This window comes from Pseudomonas sp. LB3P25, assembly GCF_054897985.1.
The window spans coordinates 2,817,244-2,835,320 of the sequence record NZ_CM142711.1; the positions used below are offsets into that span (position 1 = coordinate 2,817,244).

At 55.0% G+C, this 18,077-nt stretch carries 16 protein-coding genes and 2 pseudogenes; 10 read left to right on the forward strand and 8 right to left on the reverse strand.

Annotated elements, in window-relative coordinates; all coding sequences use genetic code 11:
- Positions 1–2 precede the first annotated feature (2 nt).
- From ACYZTW_RS12735 to ACYZTW_RS12755, 5 genes are read left to right on the forward strand one after another with little or no spacing between them, the layout of a single operon-like run.
- On the forward strand, positions 3–1,034 hold the full coding sequence (locus ACYZTW_RS12735; RefSeq protein ID WP_462005149.1) for an ABC transporter ATP-binding protein: 1,032 nt from the start codon (positions 3–5) through the stop codon (positions 1,032–1,034).
- On the forward strand, positions 1,031–1,660 hold the full coding sequence (locus tag ACYZTW_RS12740) for an ABC transporter permease (RefSeq protein WP_462005150.1): 630 nt from the start codon (positions 1,031–1,033) through the stop codon (positions 1,658–1,660). The genes ACYZTW_RS12735 and ACYZTW_RS12740 overlap by 4 nt, the downstream gene beginning before the upstream one ends.
- The gene (locus tag ACYZTW_RS12745; RefSeq protein ID WP_462005151.1) at positions 1,660–2,343 is read left to right on the forward strand and encodes an ABC transporter permease; all 684 of its coding nucleotides are present in this window, start codon (positions 1,660–1,662) and stop codon (positions 2,341–2,343) included. Before ACYZTW_RS12740 ends, ACYZTW_RS12745 begins: the two co-directional genes overlap by 1 nt.
- Positions 2,344–2,392: 49 nt before the next feature.
- On the forward strand, positions 2,393–3,298 hold the full coding sequence (locus ACYZTW_RS12750; RefSeq protein ID WP_462005152.1) for an ABC transporter substrate-binding protein: 906 nt from the start codon (positions 2,393–2,395) through the stop codon (positions 3,296–3,298).
- Positions 3,299–3,334: 36 nt separating this feature from the next.
- Complete coding sequence (locus ACYZTW_RS12755; protein WP_462005153.1) at positions 3,335–4,663, forward strand: NtaA/DmoA family FMN-dependent monooxygenase; 1,329 nt, start codon at positions 3,335–3,337, stop codon at positions 4,661–4,663.
- Between the two features lie 405 nt (positions 4,664–5,068).
- Here ACYZTW_RS12755 and ACYZTW_RS12760 read toward each other — a convergent pair whose 3' ends face one another.
- The 3 genes from ACYZTW_RS12760 to ACYZTW_RS12770 form a co-directional block, all read right to left on the reverse strand.
- Positions 5,069–5,401, reverse strand: a complete 333-nt coding sequence (locus tag ACYZTW_RS12760) for a hypothetical protein (RefSeq protein WP_462005885.1) — start codon at positions 5,399–5,401, stop codon at positions 5,069–5,071.
- 162 nt (positions 5,402–5,563) lie between these two features.
- Positions 5,564–6,109 (reverse strand): DinB family protein, encoded by a 546-nt coding sequence (locus ACYZTW_RS12765; RefSeq protein ID WP_462005154.1) that lies wholly within the window; start codon positions 6,107–6,109, stop codon positions 5,564–5,566.
- A 382-nt stretch (positions 6,110–6,491) separates the two neighbouring features.
- Positions 6,492–6,902, reverse strand: a complete 411-nt coding sequence (locus ACYZTW_RS12770) for a (R)-mandelonitrile lyase (RefSeq protein WP_462005155.1) — start codon at positions 6,900–6,902, stop codon at positions 6,492–6,494.
- Positions 6,903–7,112: 210 nt separating this feature from the next.
- On the opposite strand from ACYZTW_RS12770, the gene ACYZTW_RS12775 reads away from it, so the two are divergent.
- From ACYZTW_RS12775 to ACYZTW_RS12785, 3 genes and pseudogenes are all read left to right on the forward strand, one after another.
- Positions 7,113–8,024, forward strand: coding sequence for a LysR family transcriptional regulator (locus tag ACYZTW_RS12775; protein ID WP_462005156.1), 912 nt, complete (start codon positions 7,113–7,115; stop codon positions 8,022–8,024).
- A 72-nt stretch (positions 8,025–8,096) separates the two neighbouring features.
- Positions 8,097–9,152, forward strand: coding sequence for an LLM class oxidoreductase (locus ACYZTW_RS12780; RefSeq protein WP_462005157.1), 1,056 nt, complete (start codon positions 8,097–8,099; stop codon positions 9,150–9,152).
- A 22-nt stretch (positions 9,153–9,174) separates the two neighbouring features.
- Positions 9,175–10,265 (forward strand): annotated as a pseudogene (locus tag ACYZTW_RS12785) (alkene reductase).
- 22 nt (positions 10,266–10,287) lie between these two features.
- Here the strand turns inward: ACYZTW_RS12785 and ACYZTW_RS12790 are convergent.
- Positions 10,288–10,782 carry a cupin domain-containing protein gene (locus ACYZTW_RS12790; protein WP_462005158.1) on the reverse strand — a complete coding sequence of 165 codons (495 nt, stop codon included), beginning with the start codon at positions 10,780–10,782 and terminating at the stop codon, positions 10,288–10,290.
- Positions 10,783–11,129: 347 nt separating this feature from the next.
- On the opposite strand from ACYZTW_RS12790, the pseudogene ACYZTW_RS12795 reads away from it, so the two are divergent.
- Together ACYZTW_RS12795 and ACYZTW_RS12800 are read left to right on the forward strand one after the other, a co-directional pair.
- Positions 11,130–11,275, forward strand: a pseudogene (locus ACYZTW_RS12795) (cytochrome B); the annotation flags it as partial.
- A gap of 511 nt (positions 11,276–11,786) precedes the next feature.
- Positions 11,787–12,149, forward strand: coding sequence for a DUF6124 family protein (locus ACYZTW_RS12800; protein WP_462005159.1), 363 nt, complete (start codon positions 11,787–11,789; stop codon positions 12,147–12,149).
- Positions 12,150–12,356: 207 nt separating this feature from the next.
- Here ACYZTW_RS12800 and ACYZTW_RS12805 read toward each other — a convergent pair whose 3' ends face one another.
- The 4 genes from ACYZTW_RS12805 to katG form a co-directional block, all read right to left on the reverse strand.
- Entirely contained in the window at positions 12,357–12,902 is a 546-nt protein-coding gene (locus tag ACYZTW_RS12805; RefSeq protein WP_462005160.1) for an NMCC_0638 family (lipo)protein, read from the reverse strand.
- Positions 12,903–13,246: 344 nt separating this feature from the next.
- Positions 13,247–14,065: a diaminopimelate epimerase gene (dapF, locus tag ACYZTW_RS12810; RefSeq protein WP_462005161.1), complete on the reverse strand. Its 819-nt coding sequence runs from the start codon at positions 14,063–14,065 to the stop codon at positions 13,247–13,249.
- A gap of 273 nt (positions 14,066–14,338) precedes the next feature.
- Entirely contained in the window at positions 14,339–15,358 is a 1,020-nt protein-coding gene (locus ACYZTW_RS12815; RefSeq protein ID WP_462005162.1) for an AbrB family transcriptional regulator, read from the reverse strand.
- 152 nt (positions 15,359–15,510) lie between these two features.
- Positions 15,511–17,766: a catalase/peroxidase HPI gene (katG, locus tag ACYZTW_RS12820; RefSeq protein WP_462005163.1), complete on the reverse strand. Its 2,256-nt coding sequence runs from the start codon at positions 17,764–17,766 to the stop codon at positions 15,511–15,513.
- Positions 17,767–18,077: the final 311 nt, after the last annotated feature.

Here is an 18,077-nt window from a genome sequence, read left to right on the forward strand (position 1 = left end):
AAATGATACGTTTTGAAGCCATCAAGAAAACTCATAAAGGCAGCCCGCGAATGGCCGTGAGCGATTTAACGCTTCATGTCCGAGAGGGTGAGATCTGTGTATTTGTCGGGCCTAGCGGGTGTGGCAAAACGACCATTTTGCGAATGATCAATAGGCTGGATACCCAAGACAGTGGCCGTATCTGCGTAAATGGAGTTGCGACCGATGAGCTTGACGTCGTTACGCTACGCCGCGGCATTGGTTTCATGATGCAGAGCTCAGCCTTATTTCCTCACCAGACTGTTGCAGAAAATATAGGCGCTGTACCGCGGCTCTTGGGCTGGAACAAGCATAAAATCCGACAGCGCGTGGGCGAGCTCATTTCCCTGGTTGGACTTCAGCCGGAATTTCTTGACCGGTACCCTAATCAGCTGTCGGGCGGGCAGCAAAGTCGTGTCGCTCTGGCGAGGGCATTGGCCTCGGACCCACCTGTTGTATTGATGGACGAACCCTTTGCCGCGCTTGATCCGGTGATACGCGAGCGACTGCAGGATGAACTGGTTGCGCTTCAGAGACGTTTGCATAAAACCATTATCCTGGTGACCCATGATATGGAGGAGGCCATCAAGATTGGTGATCGGATTGCCATTTTCGAGGGCGAAGGAAAGCTTGTTCAGTTCGATACACCACAAAATATCCTTGCCCATCCTGCCAGCGAGTTTGTGAAGAATTTCATCGGCAAAGATCCGCTGCTAAAAAGACTTTCGCTGATGAAGGTTTCTGATCTTCCAGCGGATGAAGTCGATTGTGAATTCAAACTTCTGCTGGATGATAAATCCAATCCGTTGAAATGGGTCAGTGAATCGGATGTGCCTGTTCCCGAGGTTACAACGGTGTCGAATAACGACTCGTTGCATCATGCATTGGTTAAAATTCTAACTGCTCCGATCGGTGTAGTGGTTCGAGTGGATGAGGCGGGAGGTTACGAAGGTTGCCTCTCGATTGCCAGCCTTCACAGCGCACTCAATGAGCGCCGCTTCGGAAGTGCGCAATGATTGACTGGTCCTGGATCGTTGAAAACTGGCAGCAAATCGGCCAGCTGTTATTTGATCATATTCAGCTGGTTACCTTGGGCCTGTGTATAGGAATGCTGTTAGCGGGCGCAATGGTGCTCTTGACGTTGTGGAAGCCAGGATCGGCGAGGCCCATGATTTATGTCAGCGGAATACTCTTTACCATTCCGTCCCTGGCGCTGTTTATTTTGATAATGCCTTTTACTGGTTTATCTAAGATGACAGCGGTGATCGGTTTGAGTTTGTATTCCTTGCTTATTGTTTTACAGAACACCTTGGCGGGGCTTGAGAGTAACCCCCTGGACGTTCTGGAGGAAGCCCGTGCGCTAGGGTATACGCGCATGCAGAGATTCCTGGGGGTTGAACTTCCACTGGCATTGCCTTCGTTACTGGCAGGACTGCGAACGACCTCGGTTACATTGGTAGGACTGGTGACTGTTACTGCGTTAATCGGTCAAGGTGGGCTGGGCCAGCTATTCATTACTGGGTTGGCTCAAAGTTTCACTACGCCTGTCGCGGTCAGCTTGATCCTGACGGTGACGTTGGCGTTTTGTTTTGATTTTCTGTTTTATTTAATAAATAAGTGGCTGGTCCCTTGGGTGCGCTAATGAATATGATCGCAGGTGTCTACCTTTGGTTTTCTCTCCCTGAAAATTGGTTGGGTGAGAACGGGATACTGACTCGGCTGGCAGAGCATATTTATTATGTGTCTTTGAGCCTTGCTATTGCTTGTGCGATAGCGTTGCCTCTCGGCGTACTCATGGCTAACTATCGCAAAGGCGCGCATGTGGCGATAGGGGTATTCAATATTGGGCGAGCATTGCCTTCTCTCGGTATTGTGATACTTGCAATCATGGTGATTGGCTATGAAACCAGTGCGGTAATTATCGCGTTGGTCACCATGAGCATCCCGCCGATATTAACCAACACCTATGTCGGAATCGATCAGGTGGATTCGTCGTTGAAAAGTGCGGCCAAATCCATGGGGATGCGTAGATGGCAGACGTTTATTCGGCTCGAACTACCTTTGGCTTTTCCGCTGATTTTTTCTGGCTTCAGATCGGCCTTGGTACAACTTATTGCAACGGCAACTATCGCCGCATATGCAGGGTTCGGCGGGCTAGGCAGGTTTCTCATCGATGGGCTTGGTCGAAATGATACGCCGCAAATTATTGGCGGCGCATTGGTAGTGTCGACACTGGCGATTGTCAGCGAGTGGGTTTGCTCAATGATAGAAACACTCATGGTTCGAAAATGGCGAGCGGGCGATGTTGAGCTGAGCGCGTCATGATCATGGGCATTTGAAAGTGCGTGTTAATTCTGCAGAGGTGCAAATTAAAATGAAAAATAAACATCGTTTGAAGGCTCGGTCAGCGCACTCGATTTCATTGCTGCTGGGATTAGGCCTGATGGTTGGCAGCACGGTTGTCAGTGCTCAATCCATCACCATAGGAGGGGCCAATTTTTCAGAGCAGACCATTCTCGCAAACATTTATGCGTCAGCCCTGAAAAATGAAGGAATTGATGTCAAGACCCGGCTTAATCTGGGAAATCGCCAGATCATCGCCAAGGCGCTGGAAAACGGGGATATAGACGTTGTACCCGAATATATAGGATCACTGCTGAACTTCTATGACGACAAGACAGCCTTGACCACCCAAAAGGATATCGTCAGCGCTTTGCAACAGAAGTTGCCAGCAGATCTCCAGTTGCTTGAACCTTCTTCCGCAGGCTCTATTACCGCTTGGGCCGTTACCAAAAATACTGCAGAAAAATACAACTTGCACACCTTGTCCGACCTGGCGCCCGTCTCAGGTGATTTCACGTTGGGTGGGCCACCCGAAGTCGCCACTTCTGCATTAGGCCTGCCCGGGTTGAAGGCGGTCTACGGCATCAACTTCAGGAGCGTCAAATCGCTGGACATGGGCGGGCCCTTGTCGCGGCTGGCGTTGAACTCCGGCGCTATCGACGTCGCCACGGTCGTCTCCACGCAAGGCATCCTGGCTAAAGAACCTTGGGTTGTCCTAGAGGACGACAAGCACCAACAGCCTCTGCAAAACATCACGCCACTGGGTCGCAAGGCGTTGTTAACCCCAGAAGTCACCAAGGTGCTCAACGAGGTTTCTGCAAAACTCACCGATGACGACCTTAAGCAACTCAATCGCCTTGTAGATATCGATCACAAGGATCCAGCAAAAGTCGCGGCGCAGTGGGTAGCAGAAAATACCGTCAAGACGGCCAACTGAAAATGAATGCGATGTGGGTAAGGTCGCGGAGGCGTTATGTCCAATAAAAGTATGATTTTGAATTTGTTCTTCTTTAATCCCCAAGGCGACTATCGTTTTTCCTGGCGCCACCCGCTGTCACCGACCAAAGAAATATTGACGCTTGGCTACTACGTAAAATTGGTGCAGGCGGCCGAAGCGGCGAAGTTTGACGCGGTTTTTGTCGCGGATCATGTGGCAGTCTGGGACTCCGTGGCCAGCGGATTGAGGCACTATGCCAATGCCCGTCTTGAGCCTATTACTCTATTGTCCTCACTGGCTGCTGTTACCGATCACATCGGTTTGATGGGTACCGCTTCAACTTCCTATAACGAGCCCTTCAATATTTCGCGATATTTTGCTTCGCTAGACTACCTCAGCGCAGGGCGAGCCAGCTGGAATATCGTGACCTCCTGGCTGGAGGAGGAGGCTTCAAATTTTGGATTGTCAGGCGTGTCAAAGCACGGCGATCGTTATCTGCGGGCCGAGGAATTTATCCATATCGTCAAGCAGCTTTGGGACTCCTGGGAGGATGGGGCGCTTGAGTTTGACAAGTGCACCGGCGATTTTGCCGATCCATCAAGAATTCACCCGATCAATCACAAAGGGGAACATTTCAGCGTGCGTGGTCCGCTTAACGTGCCGCGTCCACCTCAAGGACATCCCGTCCTTGCCCAGGCGGGGTCTTCTGAAGCGGGCAAGAATCTGGCCGCCGCCCATGCGGACGTGCATTTCTGTTTCATCAATACGATCGAAGACGGACTGGCATATAGGGCAGATTTGAATCGCCGACTCGAGTTGAGGGGCAGGCTTTCCAGTGATCTGAAAATTATTACCGGTGTGCTCCCGGTGGTTCTAGAGGATGAGACTGAGGAGGAGCGACGGCGGCAACTGGAGGATAGCCTCATCATCGACGCTGTGGCGATTGATCTGGTCTCCAGTTACACCCGTCTTGATTTGACAGGCCTCTCGCCGGACAGCCCATTGCCTGCGCTGCCGGATGAATCCGAGTTTGATGGTATTCGTACTGAGCTGGCCCTGCTCAAGAAGTACGATCCTTCCTTGTCTATCCGCGAAATAGGGCGCCGGTTGGTCAAGAGCTCCAGTACCTGGCTACTGATTGGAACGGCAGAGCATATTGCCGATAAGCTTTCAGCGTTATACGAGTCGAATGCCGTCGATGGCTATAACCTCATGTTTCCGTTTTTGCCAACTGACTTCGAAACATTCACGCGCAGCGTGGTGCCTTTGCTGCAAGCCAAAGGGGGTTTCCGCAAGGAATATGAACCCGGAACGCTAAGGGATCGCTTGGGCTTGAAGAAGCCTGCTAACCGCTTCCTGCTGTGATCAGCGCCAAGCGCCAATCACAATCCTCTGAATGATTTCATATGACCAGCGATCTATCCATGTACCTCGCTCTCGCAAGGGTTTTACAGGCACAGGACGCCTGGCTCCAACGCGTCCTGGTGATTTTTGGCGAGCGCCGTGAGCAAATACAGCTCGTTGATCCTGCGTCTCACTGGCTTTCCCCAGATATCTTGTTATCCCAGACCTGCGGCTATCCATTCGTCACGTCGCTGCGGGGAAAGGTAAGGCTGATAGGGCGCCCGAGCTATGAGCTTGCTCATAGCTCGGATGGTTACCATTGTAGTTTGCTGGCTCTGTAGAGCTAATTCGGCCGTGACTGATCTGGCGGGTTTCCAGGGCAGCCATGGACTGATCAACGCTCAGGATTCCAACTCTGGAATGAATTTATTGCGACACACGCTTGCCGGGATCAGTGACCGTGGTTTTTTCTCGAAGCTTTCGGTCACTGGATCGCATAGGGAGAGCATTTGAAGGCTGAAAGATTACGACGGTGATTTGGCTTCCGTAGGCAGCGTCAGGCGCGAAATCGAACTCGTCCAACTGCTGCAATATGGCGAAAGGACCTCCGTCGGTTCGCTGCGAGAGGCGGTATTCACTGTTTGGGACGGAGGCCATCCTTGTTTCCCTACGATGCTGGAGAGAGTCGCCTTTCTGCCAGTGATCCCACATCAGTTTTTTCTGGCTTTCGGTGTAATAGATCCGAGGTCTCTGCTTCATCTGCAACACTCCTTCTGCTTATACAGAATTTAGTTGTGTTGCGTCGACCGGTTGAATCCACAGCCGTTTGCCGTCACTCGGGATCGACAACCAGCCCGGATGGCTGCGCTGTTTCGCCGACCCGATCAGATGTGACAAAACCCGGTCTAGCGCTAGGCTTTTCTACTTTGTGCAGGGCTCGGATGGAATGAGGACGACCAGATCCGTATCACCTATGTCGACACCAGCTTGTGAAAGCAAGGTAGTAACTTGTCCGCGGTGATGCGTCTGATGGTTGAAGAAATGCATGACCAAACCATAAAAGCTCCTGTCAGCCGGTACTCCCTTCATGCTTGTGTAATTGAGGGTGTGATCTAGATCCGACTCTGCAATGGAGCGAGACCACTCGACAATTTTCTGATCGAGCCACACTCGATGTGCCGAAAGTTCTCGGATATTTGAGAACTGCAACTGGTCGAGGCTTTTGAGGGCCGGAAGCTGCCGAATCGGTCCCAGAGCCAAGTGGTTCGCTGGGTGCTGGGCGAATCGCTTTAGCCAGATAGTGTCGCCGGCCACCAAGTGGTTCAACGTCCCGAAAATTGAACCAAAAAATGCTTTCCTGTCCACTGAGAGCTCTTCATCTGGCAGGCTTCTGGCTGCCTCATAAATCTTTGCGTTCATCCACTCGTTATAGGTCGCCATCAGGCAGATATGGCTCGTGCGGCTCATCGTGCTCATCCTTTCAATGAATACTTGATAAGCGATCCACGCTCATCTTGAAACCCAGTCTGGTGCTGGGCTTTGTTGTTTTGGCGGGCAACAAGAAGAGAAGACCGGTCTTGCTTGGTGCTTGCATGTAGCTCGGCGAATGTCTTCATTTGGCCGAATGCAGCCTGTCACAAAGGGTCGCCATTGCCCCAGTGCGTGACGATCATGGACGACCAATCGACAACAGGAACGGTCGTTCGCTTCATGCGAACCCGTGCCCTGCGCTTCAAACCAATGGGCTACACCAGTTTTTTTGAAGGCGCCAGCAAGGTCCCGGGGTGCAAGCTCGCCGTGGATTGTCTCTAACAGCATGCATAACGACCCTGTCATGAATGGCGTCAAATCATTCGCCAGGCGGGCCGACGTTATATTCCTCGTCGGTGACCTTTTCCAACCATACGACGCTCACACCATCCAGCGCTTCCTGCACCCCAATGTGAGTCATGGAGGTGGTGGCGCTTGCACCGTGCCAGTGTTTGTGGTCAGGCGGGCACCAGATGACATCACCGGCACGAATTTCCACGATCGGTTCGCCTTCACACTGCGTCCAGCCGCAGCCTGCGGTGACAATCAGCGTCTGACCCAGCGGATGGGTATGCCAGGCGCTACGTGCACCGGGTTCAAAGGTGACGCTGACGATGGAAGCTCGGGCCGGTTCAGGAGGGGAGTTGAGTGGGTCCATACGGACGGTGCCCGTGAAGTACGCTTCAGGGCCTTTTATCGATGGTTGCGAGCCTACGCGCTTGAGGATCATGGTCAGTCCTATTGATAAATGAACAGGGATAGGGTGTCGCAAGGTAGTGCAAGGCAATACACCCAGGAGCAGCTTCCAGGTGCTTGCGTTTCTGTGACACGACCTGCTGGACAGTCGATAATCTTTGCCCCGGGTTAAACGGCAACTTCTAAACTCTGGGGGCTTCATGCTCCGCATACACTCTATGCATGCCCTGGAGTAAAGCTACCCATGGAAGCCAACCGATTTGGTGACATCGCTGCATTTGTCTGCGCCGTGAAGGCTGGAAGCTTCACCGCAGCGGCGACCTCTCTCGGTCTGACCCGATCGGCAGTGGGGAAAAGTATAGTTCGCCTGGAAAGCCGGATGGGCGCACGGCTTCTCAATCGCACGACGCGCAAACTGAGTCTGACTGACGAGGGGCAGGTGGCCTATGAGCGCTGGCGTCAGATTCTCGAAGATCTGGATGAAGTGGACGCGACCATGGCCTTGCGCCGTGGAAGGCCAACCGGGACCTTTAAACTCACTGCACCGCTGTCCTTTGGTCAGCGCCACATTCTGCCGATTCTGGATGCTTATCTGAAACAGTGGCCTGAACTGCGGGCGGATGTCTGGTTTACCGATCGCTTTGTTGATCTGGTCGAAGAGGGCATCGACATCGCCATACGAATCGGCACGCCCAAAGATGACTCACAATTATTCACCCGTACCGTGGCTTGGCAGCAGTTCGCGACGTGTGCATCGCCTACTTATCTGGCCCAACGCGGAGTACCGCAAACGCCAGCTGACCTTGTCGGGCATGACACCATCGCTTTAGTCAGTGGCGAGCGGCCTATCGTCTGGCGTTACCAGACACCTGCCGGCCTTCATCTATACGAACAGCCAGGGCGACTGAACATCGACAGTTCAGAAGCCACGCGAGAAGCGGCGCTGGCAGGCATCGGCCTGATTCACCTGCCGACCTACATTACGGGTAACGACCTGCGCGACGGCACGTTAGTGGAAGTACTGAAACCCTACCGCGCACCTCCCGACCCCATCAGAGTCGTCTACACAAGCAAGCGTCACCTGTCTCCCCGCGTTCGCAGGTTTATTGATCTGTTGATTGAGCGTTGGGAAACAGGAGTGCCTTGGGAAAGATAACGATATTGGGGACTCAGTGGACCGTGTAATGGTCGCGAACTGCTGTTTATCCAGCCTGAGGATTCAATAAATATGTCAGTCATCGTCACTCACGAGACTGCCATCATGACCATCGCCACAGACTTCTCGCCGCAGGCTCAACCTGCCACTTTACCGACCGCCCATCCTTCGCTTGAACGTCATCCCGGGTTTCAACGCTTGTTTCAACCGGAGGCGCTCACGATTGGCCTGATTTTACCCCTCGAAACCCACCCGGGCCGGCCGGCTCCGACCATGCGTGGTCACGTGGAGATGGCGCAGCGCGCCGAAGCGCTTGGCTTTGGTGCCTTATGGATGCGCGACATACCTTTCTACGACCCGGATTATGGTGATGTGGCGCAGATCTTTGAACCACTGGTCTACATCGGCTACCTGGCCGCCGCCACCCGCAGCATCGTCCTGGGCACCACGGGTATTGTGCTGCCTACTCGTGATCCGATGTATCTGGCCAAGCAAGCGACGTCCCTCGATCAACTCAGTGAAGGTCGCCTGGTGTTGGGACTTTCCTCGGGCGATCGATTCAGCGATTACCCGATGATGGGCATCGATTATGAATCCCGTGGCGATCGCTACCGTGATGCCTTTTCGGTGTTTCGAACCCTGATCGAGCAGAGCTTTCCCCGTTTCCGCTCCGAGCGATTCGGTAGCTCACCGGGAAACCTGGATCTGGTGCCGAAAGCGCCGTATGGCCGCGTCCCCTCAATTGCTGTCGGCCAGGCGCAACAGAGCATTGAATGGTTGGCTCAGCACCTTGATGGCTATCTTGCCGGCGTGCAAAGCCCTGAACGGTTGGCATCGTTGGGCGAGAGTTGGCACGCCACCGTGCATGAGGCAGAGAAGCGCAACGCCTTCAAACCGTTGGGCCTGGGTGGTTATTTCGATCTCAGCGACAACCCGGATCAGCCATTCCAGCGCATCCAGGGTGGCTTCCGGGCGGGGCGCAACGGCCTGCGCAATTACCTGGAGCAAGCGCAATCTGCCGGTGTCTCGCATATCGCGCTCAACCCCAAGGTCAGCCGTCAACCCTATGGCGAGATCCTCGACGAACTCGGCGAGTACGTTCTGCCGTACTTCCCGTCACATTCCTGAGATCACGCGGAGGAATCACTGCATGTCATCACTTTTCGAATCTTATGACCTGGCGGGTCAGCAGCTGCCGAATCGTATCGTCATGGCGCCGATGACCCGCGCCCGTGTCGAGGGCACCGTGCCGTCTGAAGACATGGCTATCTACTACGCACAGCGAGCTGGAGCGGGCTTGATCATCAGTGAAAGCGCTCAGGTATCTCCACAGGGGCGTGGCTACCTGCACACCCGGGGATCCACTGCGCAGCGCAAATTGAAGGCTGGAAGCGCGTGACAGATGCGGTTCATCAAGCCGGGGGACGCATGTTCCTCCAGCTCTGGCATGTGGGACGCGTCTCGCATTCTTCCTTGTTGGAGGGACGCTCACCTGTCGCGCCTGTGGCCATGCCCGCCACTCAAACGTTGGTGCATGCTTACGACAGCGACGGCAAGCCAGCGCAGGTCCCTGTGAGTGCGCCCGTGGCCTTGGATGCCGAGGGTATTCGGCAGGTCATTGCAGACTTTCGCCTTGCCTCGGCAAATGCCATGTCGGCAGGTTTTGACGGCGTCGAAATTCATGCCGGCAACGGGTATCTGTTTGAACAGTTCATCAACGGCGGCTTCAACACACGTGAAGACCGTTACGGTGGTGCACCGATTGCGAATCGCCTGCGATTGCTGCTTGAGACGGTCGATGGGGTGAGTGCGCAAATCGGCAGTTCGAAGGTGGGTGTCCGCGTGTCACCTTTTGCCCACCTGGCTGATCTGCACCCGTTCGATGGCGAAGAGGCCACTTGGCTCGCTCTGGCCGGAGCGCTGTCCCAACGCCAGATTGCCTACCTGCATGCCAGCCATCTTGGCACGCCAGACTTTCAAAAAGCCTTCCGTGCAGCTTACGACGGCACCTTGATGGTGTCGGGCGGGTTCACCCGTGAAACAGCGCAGCAGGCCATCGATGGAGGATTAAGTGATTTGGCGGTTTTTGGCCGGCCGTTTATAGCCAATCCCGATCTGGTCAATCGCTTGCGCCATGGCTGGCCACTGGCCGAAGCGGGACGGGAGGCTTACTACGGCGGGGGAGCACATGGCTACATCGATTATCCCGCGTACTCGTCGCAAGTCGCAGAGAGCGCATAGTGGACCCCGTCGTGCAGGTTCTTTATTTTGACGAATTACGAGGGTCGTCATGACTATCAATATACTCAAGACCTAACGGACCTGTTCCATACACTTGAGAGATGTACTCTCCTGACTTGGCCCAATGAAAGTGCGGAGTATTGGCGGGGAGTACTACAACACTACCCGGGCCGTAAGCCACTAACTTGTCTGGATCAAATACAGACCCGAAACCAATATAAAACACACCGGACATTACGGTGTAGATACGGTCTTCAGGGTGTGTATGGGGCATTAATTTAATGCCGTTAGGCACTTTGACTCGCACAACGTATGGGCCAGGCTTACTAGGGTCACCGACCAGAACCGCCAGCTTCACTTCTTTCGGGAACGCTGGAAAGTTGCGCCACTCCACGTCTTCATTATGCAAAGCCCCGGGTTTGCCGAGCGGCAAGGGTTGCGCTTGAACGAGCGACACTGTTGCACACGCGACAAGAAGGGTGGTCAGGCAAGCAGTTTTCATAATGCTCTGAATCATGAGAGACACCTTGGCTACGTCATAAATAAATCGGCGTCGTCACCTGGTTCTCTAATAAACAAGTCAAGGCGAGTCGCCGCTGAAGACACAAAATTCCTACCAAATCTACAGGTTGAGCACGCTTGTGATAATGCCGCTGATGCGCATTTCAGTTGATACGTAATGTAATCAATCGCTGATGTCCTGCCCCCCCATTGGAAACACCGAATGTTATCGACTAAAAAAAGACAAAGATGATTACTGGCTGGTACATCCACAGACGGGAGCAGTCCACTACCATTACACACTGACTCCACAGTGATCGTGGCTTACTCCGGCGTCATGAGAGCCGCGAGCGTCATATGAAGCACGAAATGCTCGCCAGCACCGGTTATGGCTGATCGGCTTGCACGTGGCGGTGGGTCTGTTTCATCACGACTGGGTCCGCGACAACACCCTGACCCACATGCTGCCCGGCCGATCCGCCGATGTCGTCAATCAGCGTCAGTCATGATCAAAAATCCGCTGCCGTACATATTCATTGCCATCCCAAGACCTCGAATCAACCCAACCCCCCTGTGGGAGCGAGCCTGCTCGCGATGGCGTCAGATCCAACACCATCGATTTCAGCCAAAGATTTTTCACTCAACGTTTGATGCCTTAAACAGGTTTCAAGGCGCACGTTTAAAGACACTCAGTGTTACGTCCTAACGGCTACAACGCCTTGCGTCGTTACCCACGCGTGCGCCAGAATCCGCCGGCTTGTGCGTCTAGGGCACGGATTCTATCGTGGCTGGGTCACTGAAAAACAGTGATCGGGTTTGGTAGCCCGGCATAACTAGACGCATAGCGCACCGTTTGCAGATCCTTTTAGGTCTCTGCTTTATGGTGGCCATGCGCAGGGCTCCTTCGGGGGCGCCGGGTTTGTCTAGTTACCGGTCTACCAACCCGCGTATGGCCGCCACCCATCGTTTGGTAGCGAGGGTGAAGGCTCCTTTTTAAGCGTTAACTAGAGAGCTTCATCTATGATCAAACCCACACCCAATCCACCATATACCGATCCAGCATCCCCCTACGAATCCGTCGATTCCAAAAAACTCCACGACGCCGCCGAGCGCGCCCTCGACCACTACCTCAACCCAGGCGCCCACATCATGACCGCGGCCAACGAACCCGAGCGCATGTTCCTCGTCAATCCCAAGTACGACACCGAATCCCTGCTGGCCAACGCCAGCGAATCACTGGGCTCGGCCACCACCATGCTCAGCAACTTCGCGGCGTTGCTGGATAACTCACACCGCAAGACCCTGCTGGGGATTACGCAAGTGGTGATGTTGGGGGAATTGGCTGTGAATCAGGCGTTGGATAAGGTTGAGGTGAAGGAGTAAGAGCAAACCCTGTGTGGCGATGGTTAGTCCGTCATCACATAGGGGAAGTTAGCGAGTCGGAATCCGTGTGGATGACGTTTCGGCTTTCGGGTGAAATCGGATCAGCACTGGGCCTCTTTCGACCCATAGTTGCCGGTCAGCATTTGTTGAAATTGGCCGACTGCTGCCTGTCGCTGCTACGCAACCCCTTGAACACAGGGGTTGATTCTATTCACTGATGATTGCTGCCGAACCAAGCACTTGAAGTTGTGCGGATTCGGATGGGGCAGTAGTGAGAGTAAACATCATTTTCCGTGTCGCGCTTGGAACTGACCATTCGTAGGAAAGAGTTTGAATCTCCCCGTTTGGGGGAGATTGCGTTTGCTCGTTTTTCACTAGTGTTGCAGTGAACGGAGAAGGGGGATTTGCAACCAACCCAATGAACAGTTTTATAGCAGTCTCAGTACTTGCCCTGCGGACATGCACGGCGCAAAAATTCTTGCCGCTAGGAAGCGCGAGCACAAACATTCCATGCTTGTCTGGAACAGGCCAAGCGTCGCCAGGATTACCCGCCAGGAAATGCGCTGCCTTTTCAGGAGGAAGGCTTGGTATTGGCCTCAGCTTTTCTCGGAGTGCTTCCAGATTTGGAAGATTCTTCATGCAAAGCGAAAAGTAAATTTTGGCGAACGAGTTAGCTTGGTCATCACCTTCGCTGGCAAGACAAGTATTTGCAGCGAGAGTGATCATGAGTAAGGTGGCGAAAAATCTGGACATGCAAATCCTCCCTGGAGATATCACGTTCAAGCTAAGCAGGATTTCAAAAAGTTGCCATCCGAATCATTTGACTCCGTAAATATGCAGGGAACAGGAAGGTTCAATATTCAAATTATAGCGGCGGCTTTTGGCCGTTATTTGCCTGTCACGACCGCAGCCGATTGCTGCTAGATGTGAAGAGCCGCCAGAACTTGTATTAATCCGAGATTGTTCATTAGCGATGTGCCCGCGAGAGGTCGACTGGCTCGCCGGCATTGCCCCACAACCCCTCAAACCACGGGGAGGACCGCATGTCGACTCCTTTGTCGGAATAATTAACTCTACTGTCTATCACGATATAGCCGCTATAAAACGCGTAATAAGCTATCCGTGATTGTTCCCGAAAAAGTTGTCTCTACCGGTCCGATGAGAAAGACAGGTCCCACGCCATCCCATTGAACCGTTACGATTCCGCCATCACATTCAACCTCAACGGAATTGTCTAACAAGCCACGACGAATTCCGTTAACAGCGGCGCCACAAGAGCAGGAACCTGAACCGAGCGGAATACCACCCCCGCGCTCCCAAATGCGCAAACGAATGTGCTTTCGGTTAATGATCTGGACGAAATGCACGTTCGTCCTGAGGGGAAATAGGGGGTTGGTTTCAATTGTCGGGCCGATTGTCGCTATATCAATGGCTGTTAGATCATCCACAAAATAGGTGCAGTGCGGATTTCCCATGCTGCAAGCTGTTGGGCCATCAGCAAGTGGCAAAACAGCAGTGTCCAGTTCCAGAGCCAGGGGAATATCCGACCAGCCGAAAAGCGGCTTTCCCATGTTGACGGAAATTGCGCCGGTTGAAGTTCGTTCGCAAGTGAGTAGACCACGGTTGGTTCGGAGCGCTATCGAAGTGGTATTTGATTCGCGCATCAGCATATCCGCGGCACCCCGCGTTGCGCTGCCACAAGCATCCAGCGTGGAGCCATCTGCATTCCAAAAGATCAAGCGCGCCGCTGCATCATCGCAATCGAGCACCACCGCGAGTTGATTGAATCCGACTCCTCGGTTCCGATCACCCATTCGCCGAGCCAGGGTACTTGTCATTGGATTGGCCGCGTTTCGCGAGTCCACAATAACGAAGTCGTCGCCATTGGCGTGCATCTTATGAAAACTCAGCGGCATAAATAGATCCTGGCGGAATTGGTGTTTGAAGGCGATCTAGGCCCAATTCGGTGTTCTGATCCGTATTTTCCTGCGCAATCTGCATCTGTAATGCACACAGCCCCCGGCTCACAATGACAGCTCGGTCCGCAGTCACGTCAGCCACTGCACCGCAAACTCTCAATGTAGGAGGCCCCAATGGGCAAGATGGCGATTTTCCTGGGTGGATTTCTGGTGTTAACCATTTTGATTGGCGCCCTTGCCACGATCTCTCCGGTTTAGTCCTTCCAGCGATCAAACATCCTCCCGCCAACGCCGCGCCTGTACGACCATCGCCGGCGCAAAGTGCAGCACGACCATCCGCACAATATGATGGGTCAGGATGAACACCACGTTCAGCCCGCCACTGAAGGCGACGAGGGCGATGGTCTCGACGGCGCCCGGCATGTACGCCAACCAAAACGACAAAGGATCGCTGCCCAAAACCCGCCCGGCCACGCCGGCAAATGCCGCTGCGATCAGTAACATCAAGCCGACGGACATCAGCCCGGCCCGGCCGTGGCGGATGAGTTCTACGAGGCCGATGTCTTTGAATTTCGAGCCAATCAGCACGCCGAGGAGGACCACGGCGGTGTCGACACTCCATGGCGGCAGGTGGAAGGACTGGAGATAGCCCAGCTTGATGTAGACGCCGGTGACGACGATCGCGGTGAGCATGAACGGTGCCGGCACACCGACGCGCAACAGCAAGCGGCCGAGCAACATGCACAAGGCAATCAGCGACAGTAGGGTCAGCACTGTGCTCATAAGCAGCGGGCTGCTCTCGGTAAGTGCCACGTTGGTCTGTCCGGGAATGCAAAAGCTGACCAGCACGGTGATCGACAGCAGTCGGACCAGGTGCACGACGATCACTTTGCTGGACGCGAGCTCGGACTCGAGTAAATCGAACACGGCGGCGAGTGCGCCCGGATACACGGCTAACAGGGAGTCCTTCGGGTTCCATCCCGAGACCTTGAGCAGCCACACACCGGCCACGGCGCTCTGGACCGTCAGGCCCAGCAGCATGAAGCCGAGGCTGGGCAACATGGCGGCCGCCGTTTGGCTGTTCCACGACGTGAACATCAGACCGGTCGCGATCCCCAACACGATTTGCACGTAGCCAAGGCTGAAGGGCAGCGTGGGGGAAAAACGCAATTTGCTGGCGATCAAACCGGTGGCGAATATCGAACCCAGCAACAGGCCATGGGGGATACCAGCGTACTGCAACGCGGTGCCGATGCCGGTGGCGATCAGCAAACACAGTAGGGTTTTCATGGTGTTGATGAGTCTTCCTTGATTCTTGTTGAACCCAACGCTTGCATCCGGGCCACGCACGTTTTCCCATCTAACGGTGTGAAGCGTCAAGTGACAAAAAGCACAACGCCTCCACAATGGGAGGCGTTGCAGTTTCAGCACTACCGCTCGCGTTACTTAAGGTCGAAGCGATCCAGGTCCATCACTTTGGCCCAGGCGGCTACGAAGTCTTTCACGAACTTTTCCTGCGCATCAGCGGTTGCATAGACTTCCGCCAACGCTCGCAGCTGCGCATTTGAGCCGAAGACGAGGTCGACACGGGTGCCTGTCCACTTCACTTCGCCGGTTTTGCGATCGCGCCCTTCAAACGCCTCGTTAGCCTCCGACACCGGTTTCCATTCCACGCCCATATCCAGCAGGTTCTTGAAGAAGTCGTTGGTCAACGCTTCCGGCTGCTTCGTGAATACACCGTGCTTGGTTTGCCCTACGTTGGTGTTCAGCACGCGCATGCCGCCAATGAGCGCGGTCATTTCTGGCGCGGTGAGGGTCAGCAGTTGCGCCTTGTCGATCAACAGCTGCTCGGCCGCTACGCTGTATCTGCCTTTGAGGTAGTTGCGGAAGCCATCGGCGAAGGGTTCGAGGAAGCCGAAAGACTCCACGTCCGTCTGCTCTTGGGAGGCGTCCATCCGTCCTGGTGTGAACGGCACTGTCACGGTTTGACCGGCATTTTTCGCCGCCTGTTCGACGCCAGCGTTACCGGCCAGCACGATCAGGTCTGCCAGCGAGATCTTCTTGCCGCTGTTGTTGAACTCGCTCTGGATACCCTCGAGTTTCGCCAGCACGTTCGCCAGTTGCTCAGGCTGGTTGGCCTGCCAGAACTTCTGCGGGGCCAGACGCAAACGCCCACCGTTGGCGCCGCCGCGTTTGTCGGAGCCACGGAAGGTCGAAGCCGCCGCCCAAGCCGTTGATACAAGCTGCGAGACGGTCAGGCCCGAGGCGAGGAGTTTGTTCTTGAGCGCGGCGACGTCACTGTCGTTGACCAGAGCATGGTCGACCGCTGGAATCGGGTCTTGCCACAGCAGCTCTTCGCTCGGCATTTCCGGGCCGAGGTAGCGGGAGATGGGCCCCATGTCGCGGTGGATCAGCTTGAACCAGGCGCGGGCGAACGCGTCGGCCAACTGGTCTGGATTGGCCAGGAAGCGCCGCGAAATCGGTTCATAGATCGGGTCGAATCGCAGCGACAGGTCGGTGGTCAGCATGGTCGGATTACGACGTTTGGACGGGTCGTGAGCATCCGGAATGATGCCGGCACCGGCGTTGTTTTTCGGTATCCACTGGTTCGCACCGGCCGGACTTTTGCTCAGCTCCCACTCGAAGCCGAACAGGTTCTCCAGGTAGTTGTTGCTCCATTTCGTAGGTGTCGTGGTCCAGGTCACTTCCAGGCCGCTGGTGATGGTGTCTGCGCCTTTGCCGGTGCCGAAGCTGTTCTTCCAGCCAAAGCCTTGGGCTTCGAGGCCCGCGGCTTCGGGCTCGGCACCGACGTTGTCGGCAGGTCCGGCGCCGTGGGTCTTGCCGAAGGCGTGGCCGCCGGCGATCAGCGCCACGGTTTCCTCATCATTCATCGCCATGCGCGCGAAGGTTTCGCGGATGTCCTTCCCGGCAGCGACCGGGTCGGGGTTGCCTTCCGGGCCTTCCGGGTTGACGTAGATCAGGCCCATTTGCACGGCGGCGAGCGGGTTCTCCAGGTAGCGCCCTTGGTCGGTGCGGCTCTCCTCATTTTCCCCTGGCTCAGCAACGAGTGGGCCTTCGCCGGGCTCTTGCATGGGTTCTTTGTCTTTGCCGTAGCGGGTGTCGCCGCCCAGCCATTTGTTTTCGGAGCCCCAGTAGACGTCTTCATCCGGTTCCCAGACGTCCGCACGGCCGCCGGAAAAACCAAAGGTCTTGAAGCCCATGGACTCCAGCGCGACGTTGCCGGTGAGGACGATCAGATCCGCCCAGGAAATTTTACGACCGTACTTTTGCTTGATCGGCCAGAGCAGCCGGCGCGCCTTGTCGAGGCTGACGTTGTCCGGCCAACTGTTGAGCGGCGCGAAGCGTTGCTGACCGGAACCAGCACCACCACGACCGTCACCGGTGCGGTACGTACCGGCGGCGTGCCAGGCCATGCGAATAAAGAGTGGCCCGTAGTGACCGAAGTCCGCCGGCCACCAGTCCTGGGAATCGGTCATCAACGCAGTCAGGTCTCGTTTGACCGCTTCAAAGTCCAGGGATTTGAATGCTTCGGCATAGTTGAAACCCTCGTCCATGGGGTCGGACAAGGACGAGTGCTGATGGAGGATCTTCAGATTCAGTTGGTTCGGCCACCAGTCGCGGTTTGTCGTGCCACCGCCAGCGGCGCTAATGAACGGGCATTTCGATTCGTTTGCCATGTGTGAGCTACCTTTGGTCGTAATCATCCGGCTATCCGGCCCAGCGTGGGCGTTAAATAGCAACGAGCGAAACCAATGACACAGGCTGCAGGGCCAGCAGTTTGATCAACTGATTGTTTTGATCACACGGGAATTCTGAACAGCGGCAATCGAGTTGCCTGCACGGTGGCCCACGGCAGGTTTAGTCAGGCTTCTGACCCATTCCTATCTCCTTATCAGCTCTTGACCGGCCGGCTAGGGTGCCAGCGCTCGAATAAGGTTAGACCCCAGTTGGGAAGTCAGCTAATAGGGGGAGTATTAGGTCGTGATAG

Excerpts from the sequence above, each read along its gene's own strand:
- ACYZTW_RS12735 (WP_462005149.1), top strand. The coding sequence starts at position 3 with ATGATACGTTTTGAAGCCATCAAGAAAACTCATAAAGGCAGCCCGCGA.
- ACYZTW_RS12740 (WP_462005150.1), top strand. The coding sequence starts at position 1,031 with ATGATTGACTGGTCCTGGATCGTTGAAAACTGGCAGCAAATCGGCCAG.
- ACYZTW_RS12745 (WP_462005151.1), top strand. The coding sequence starts at position 1,660 with ATGAATATGATCGCAGGTGTCTACCTTTGGTTTTCTCTCCCTGAAAAT.
- ACYZTW_RS12750 (WP_462005152.1), top strand. The coding sequence starts at position 2,393 with ATGAAAAATAAACATCGTTTGAAGGCTCGGTCAGCGCACTCGATTTCA.
- ACYZTW_RS12755 (WP_462005153.1), top strand. The coding sequence starts at position 3,335 with ATGTCCAATAAAAGTATGATTTTGAATTTGTTCTTCTTTAATCCCCAA.
- ACYZTW_RS12760 (WP_462005885.1), bottom strand. The coding sequence starts at position 5,401 with ATGAAGCAGAGACCTCGGATCTATTACACCGAAAGCCAGAAAAAACTG.
- ACYZTW_RS12765 (WP_462005154.1), bottom strand. The coding sequence starts at position 6,109 with ATGAGCCGCACGAGCCATATCTGCCTGATGGCGACCTATAACGAGTGG.
- ACYZTW_RS12770 (WP_462005155.1), bottom strand. The coding sequence starts at position 6,902 with ATGATCCTCAAGCGCGTAGGCTCGCAACCATCGATAAAAGGCCCTGAA.
- ACYZTW_RS12775 (WP_462005156.1), top strand. The coding sequence starts at position 7,113 with ATGGAAGCCAACCGATTTGGTGACATCGCTGCATTTGTCTGCGCCGTG.
- ACYZTW_RS12780 (WP_462005157.1), top strand. The coding sequence starts at position 8,097 with ATGTCAGTCATCGTCACTCACGAGACTGCCATCATGACCATCGCCACA.
- ACYZTW_RS12790 (WP_462005158.1), bottom strand. The coding sequence starts at position 10,782 with ATGATTCAGAGCATTATGAAAACTGCTTGCCTGACCACCCTTCTTGTC.
- ACYZTW_RS12800 (WP_462005159.1), top strand. The coding sequence starts at position 11,787 with ATGATCAAACCCACACCCAATCCACCATATACCGATCCAGCATCCCCC.
- ACYZTW_RS12805 (WP_462005160.1), bottom strand. The coding sequence starts at position 12,902 with ATGTCCAGATTTTTCGCCACCTTACTCATGATCACTCTCGCTGCAAAT.
- dapF (WP_462005161.1), bottom strand. The coding sequence starts at position 14,065 with ATGCCGCTGAGTTTTCATAAGATGCACGCCAATGGCGACGACTTCGTT.
- ACYZTW_RS12815 (WP_462005162.1), bottom strand. The coding sequence starts at position 15,358 with ATGAAAACCCTACTGTGTTTGCTGATCGCCACCGGCATCGGCACCGCG.
- katG (WP_462005163.1), bottom strand. The coding sequence starts at position 17,766 with ATGGCAAACGAATCGAAATGCCCGTTCATTAGCGCCGCTGGCGGTGGC.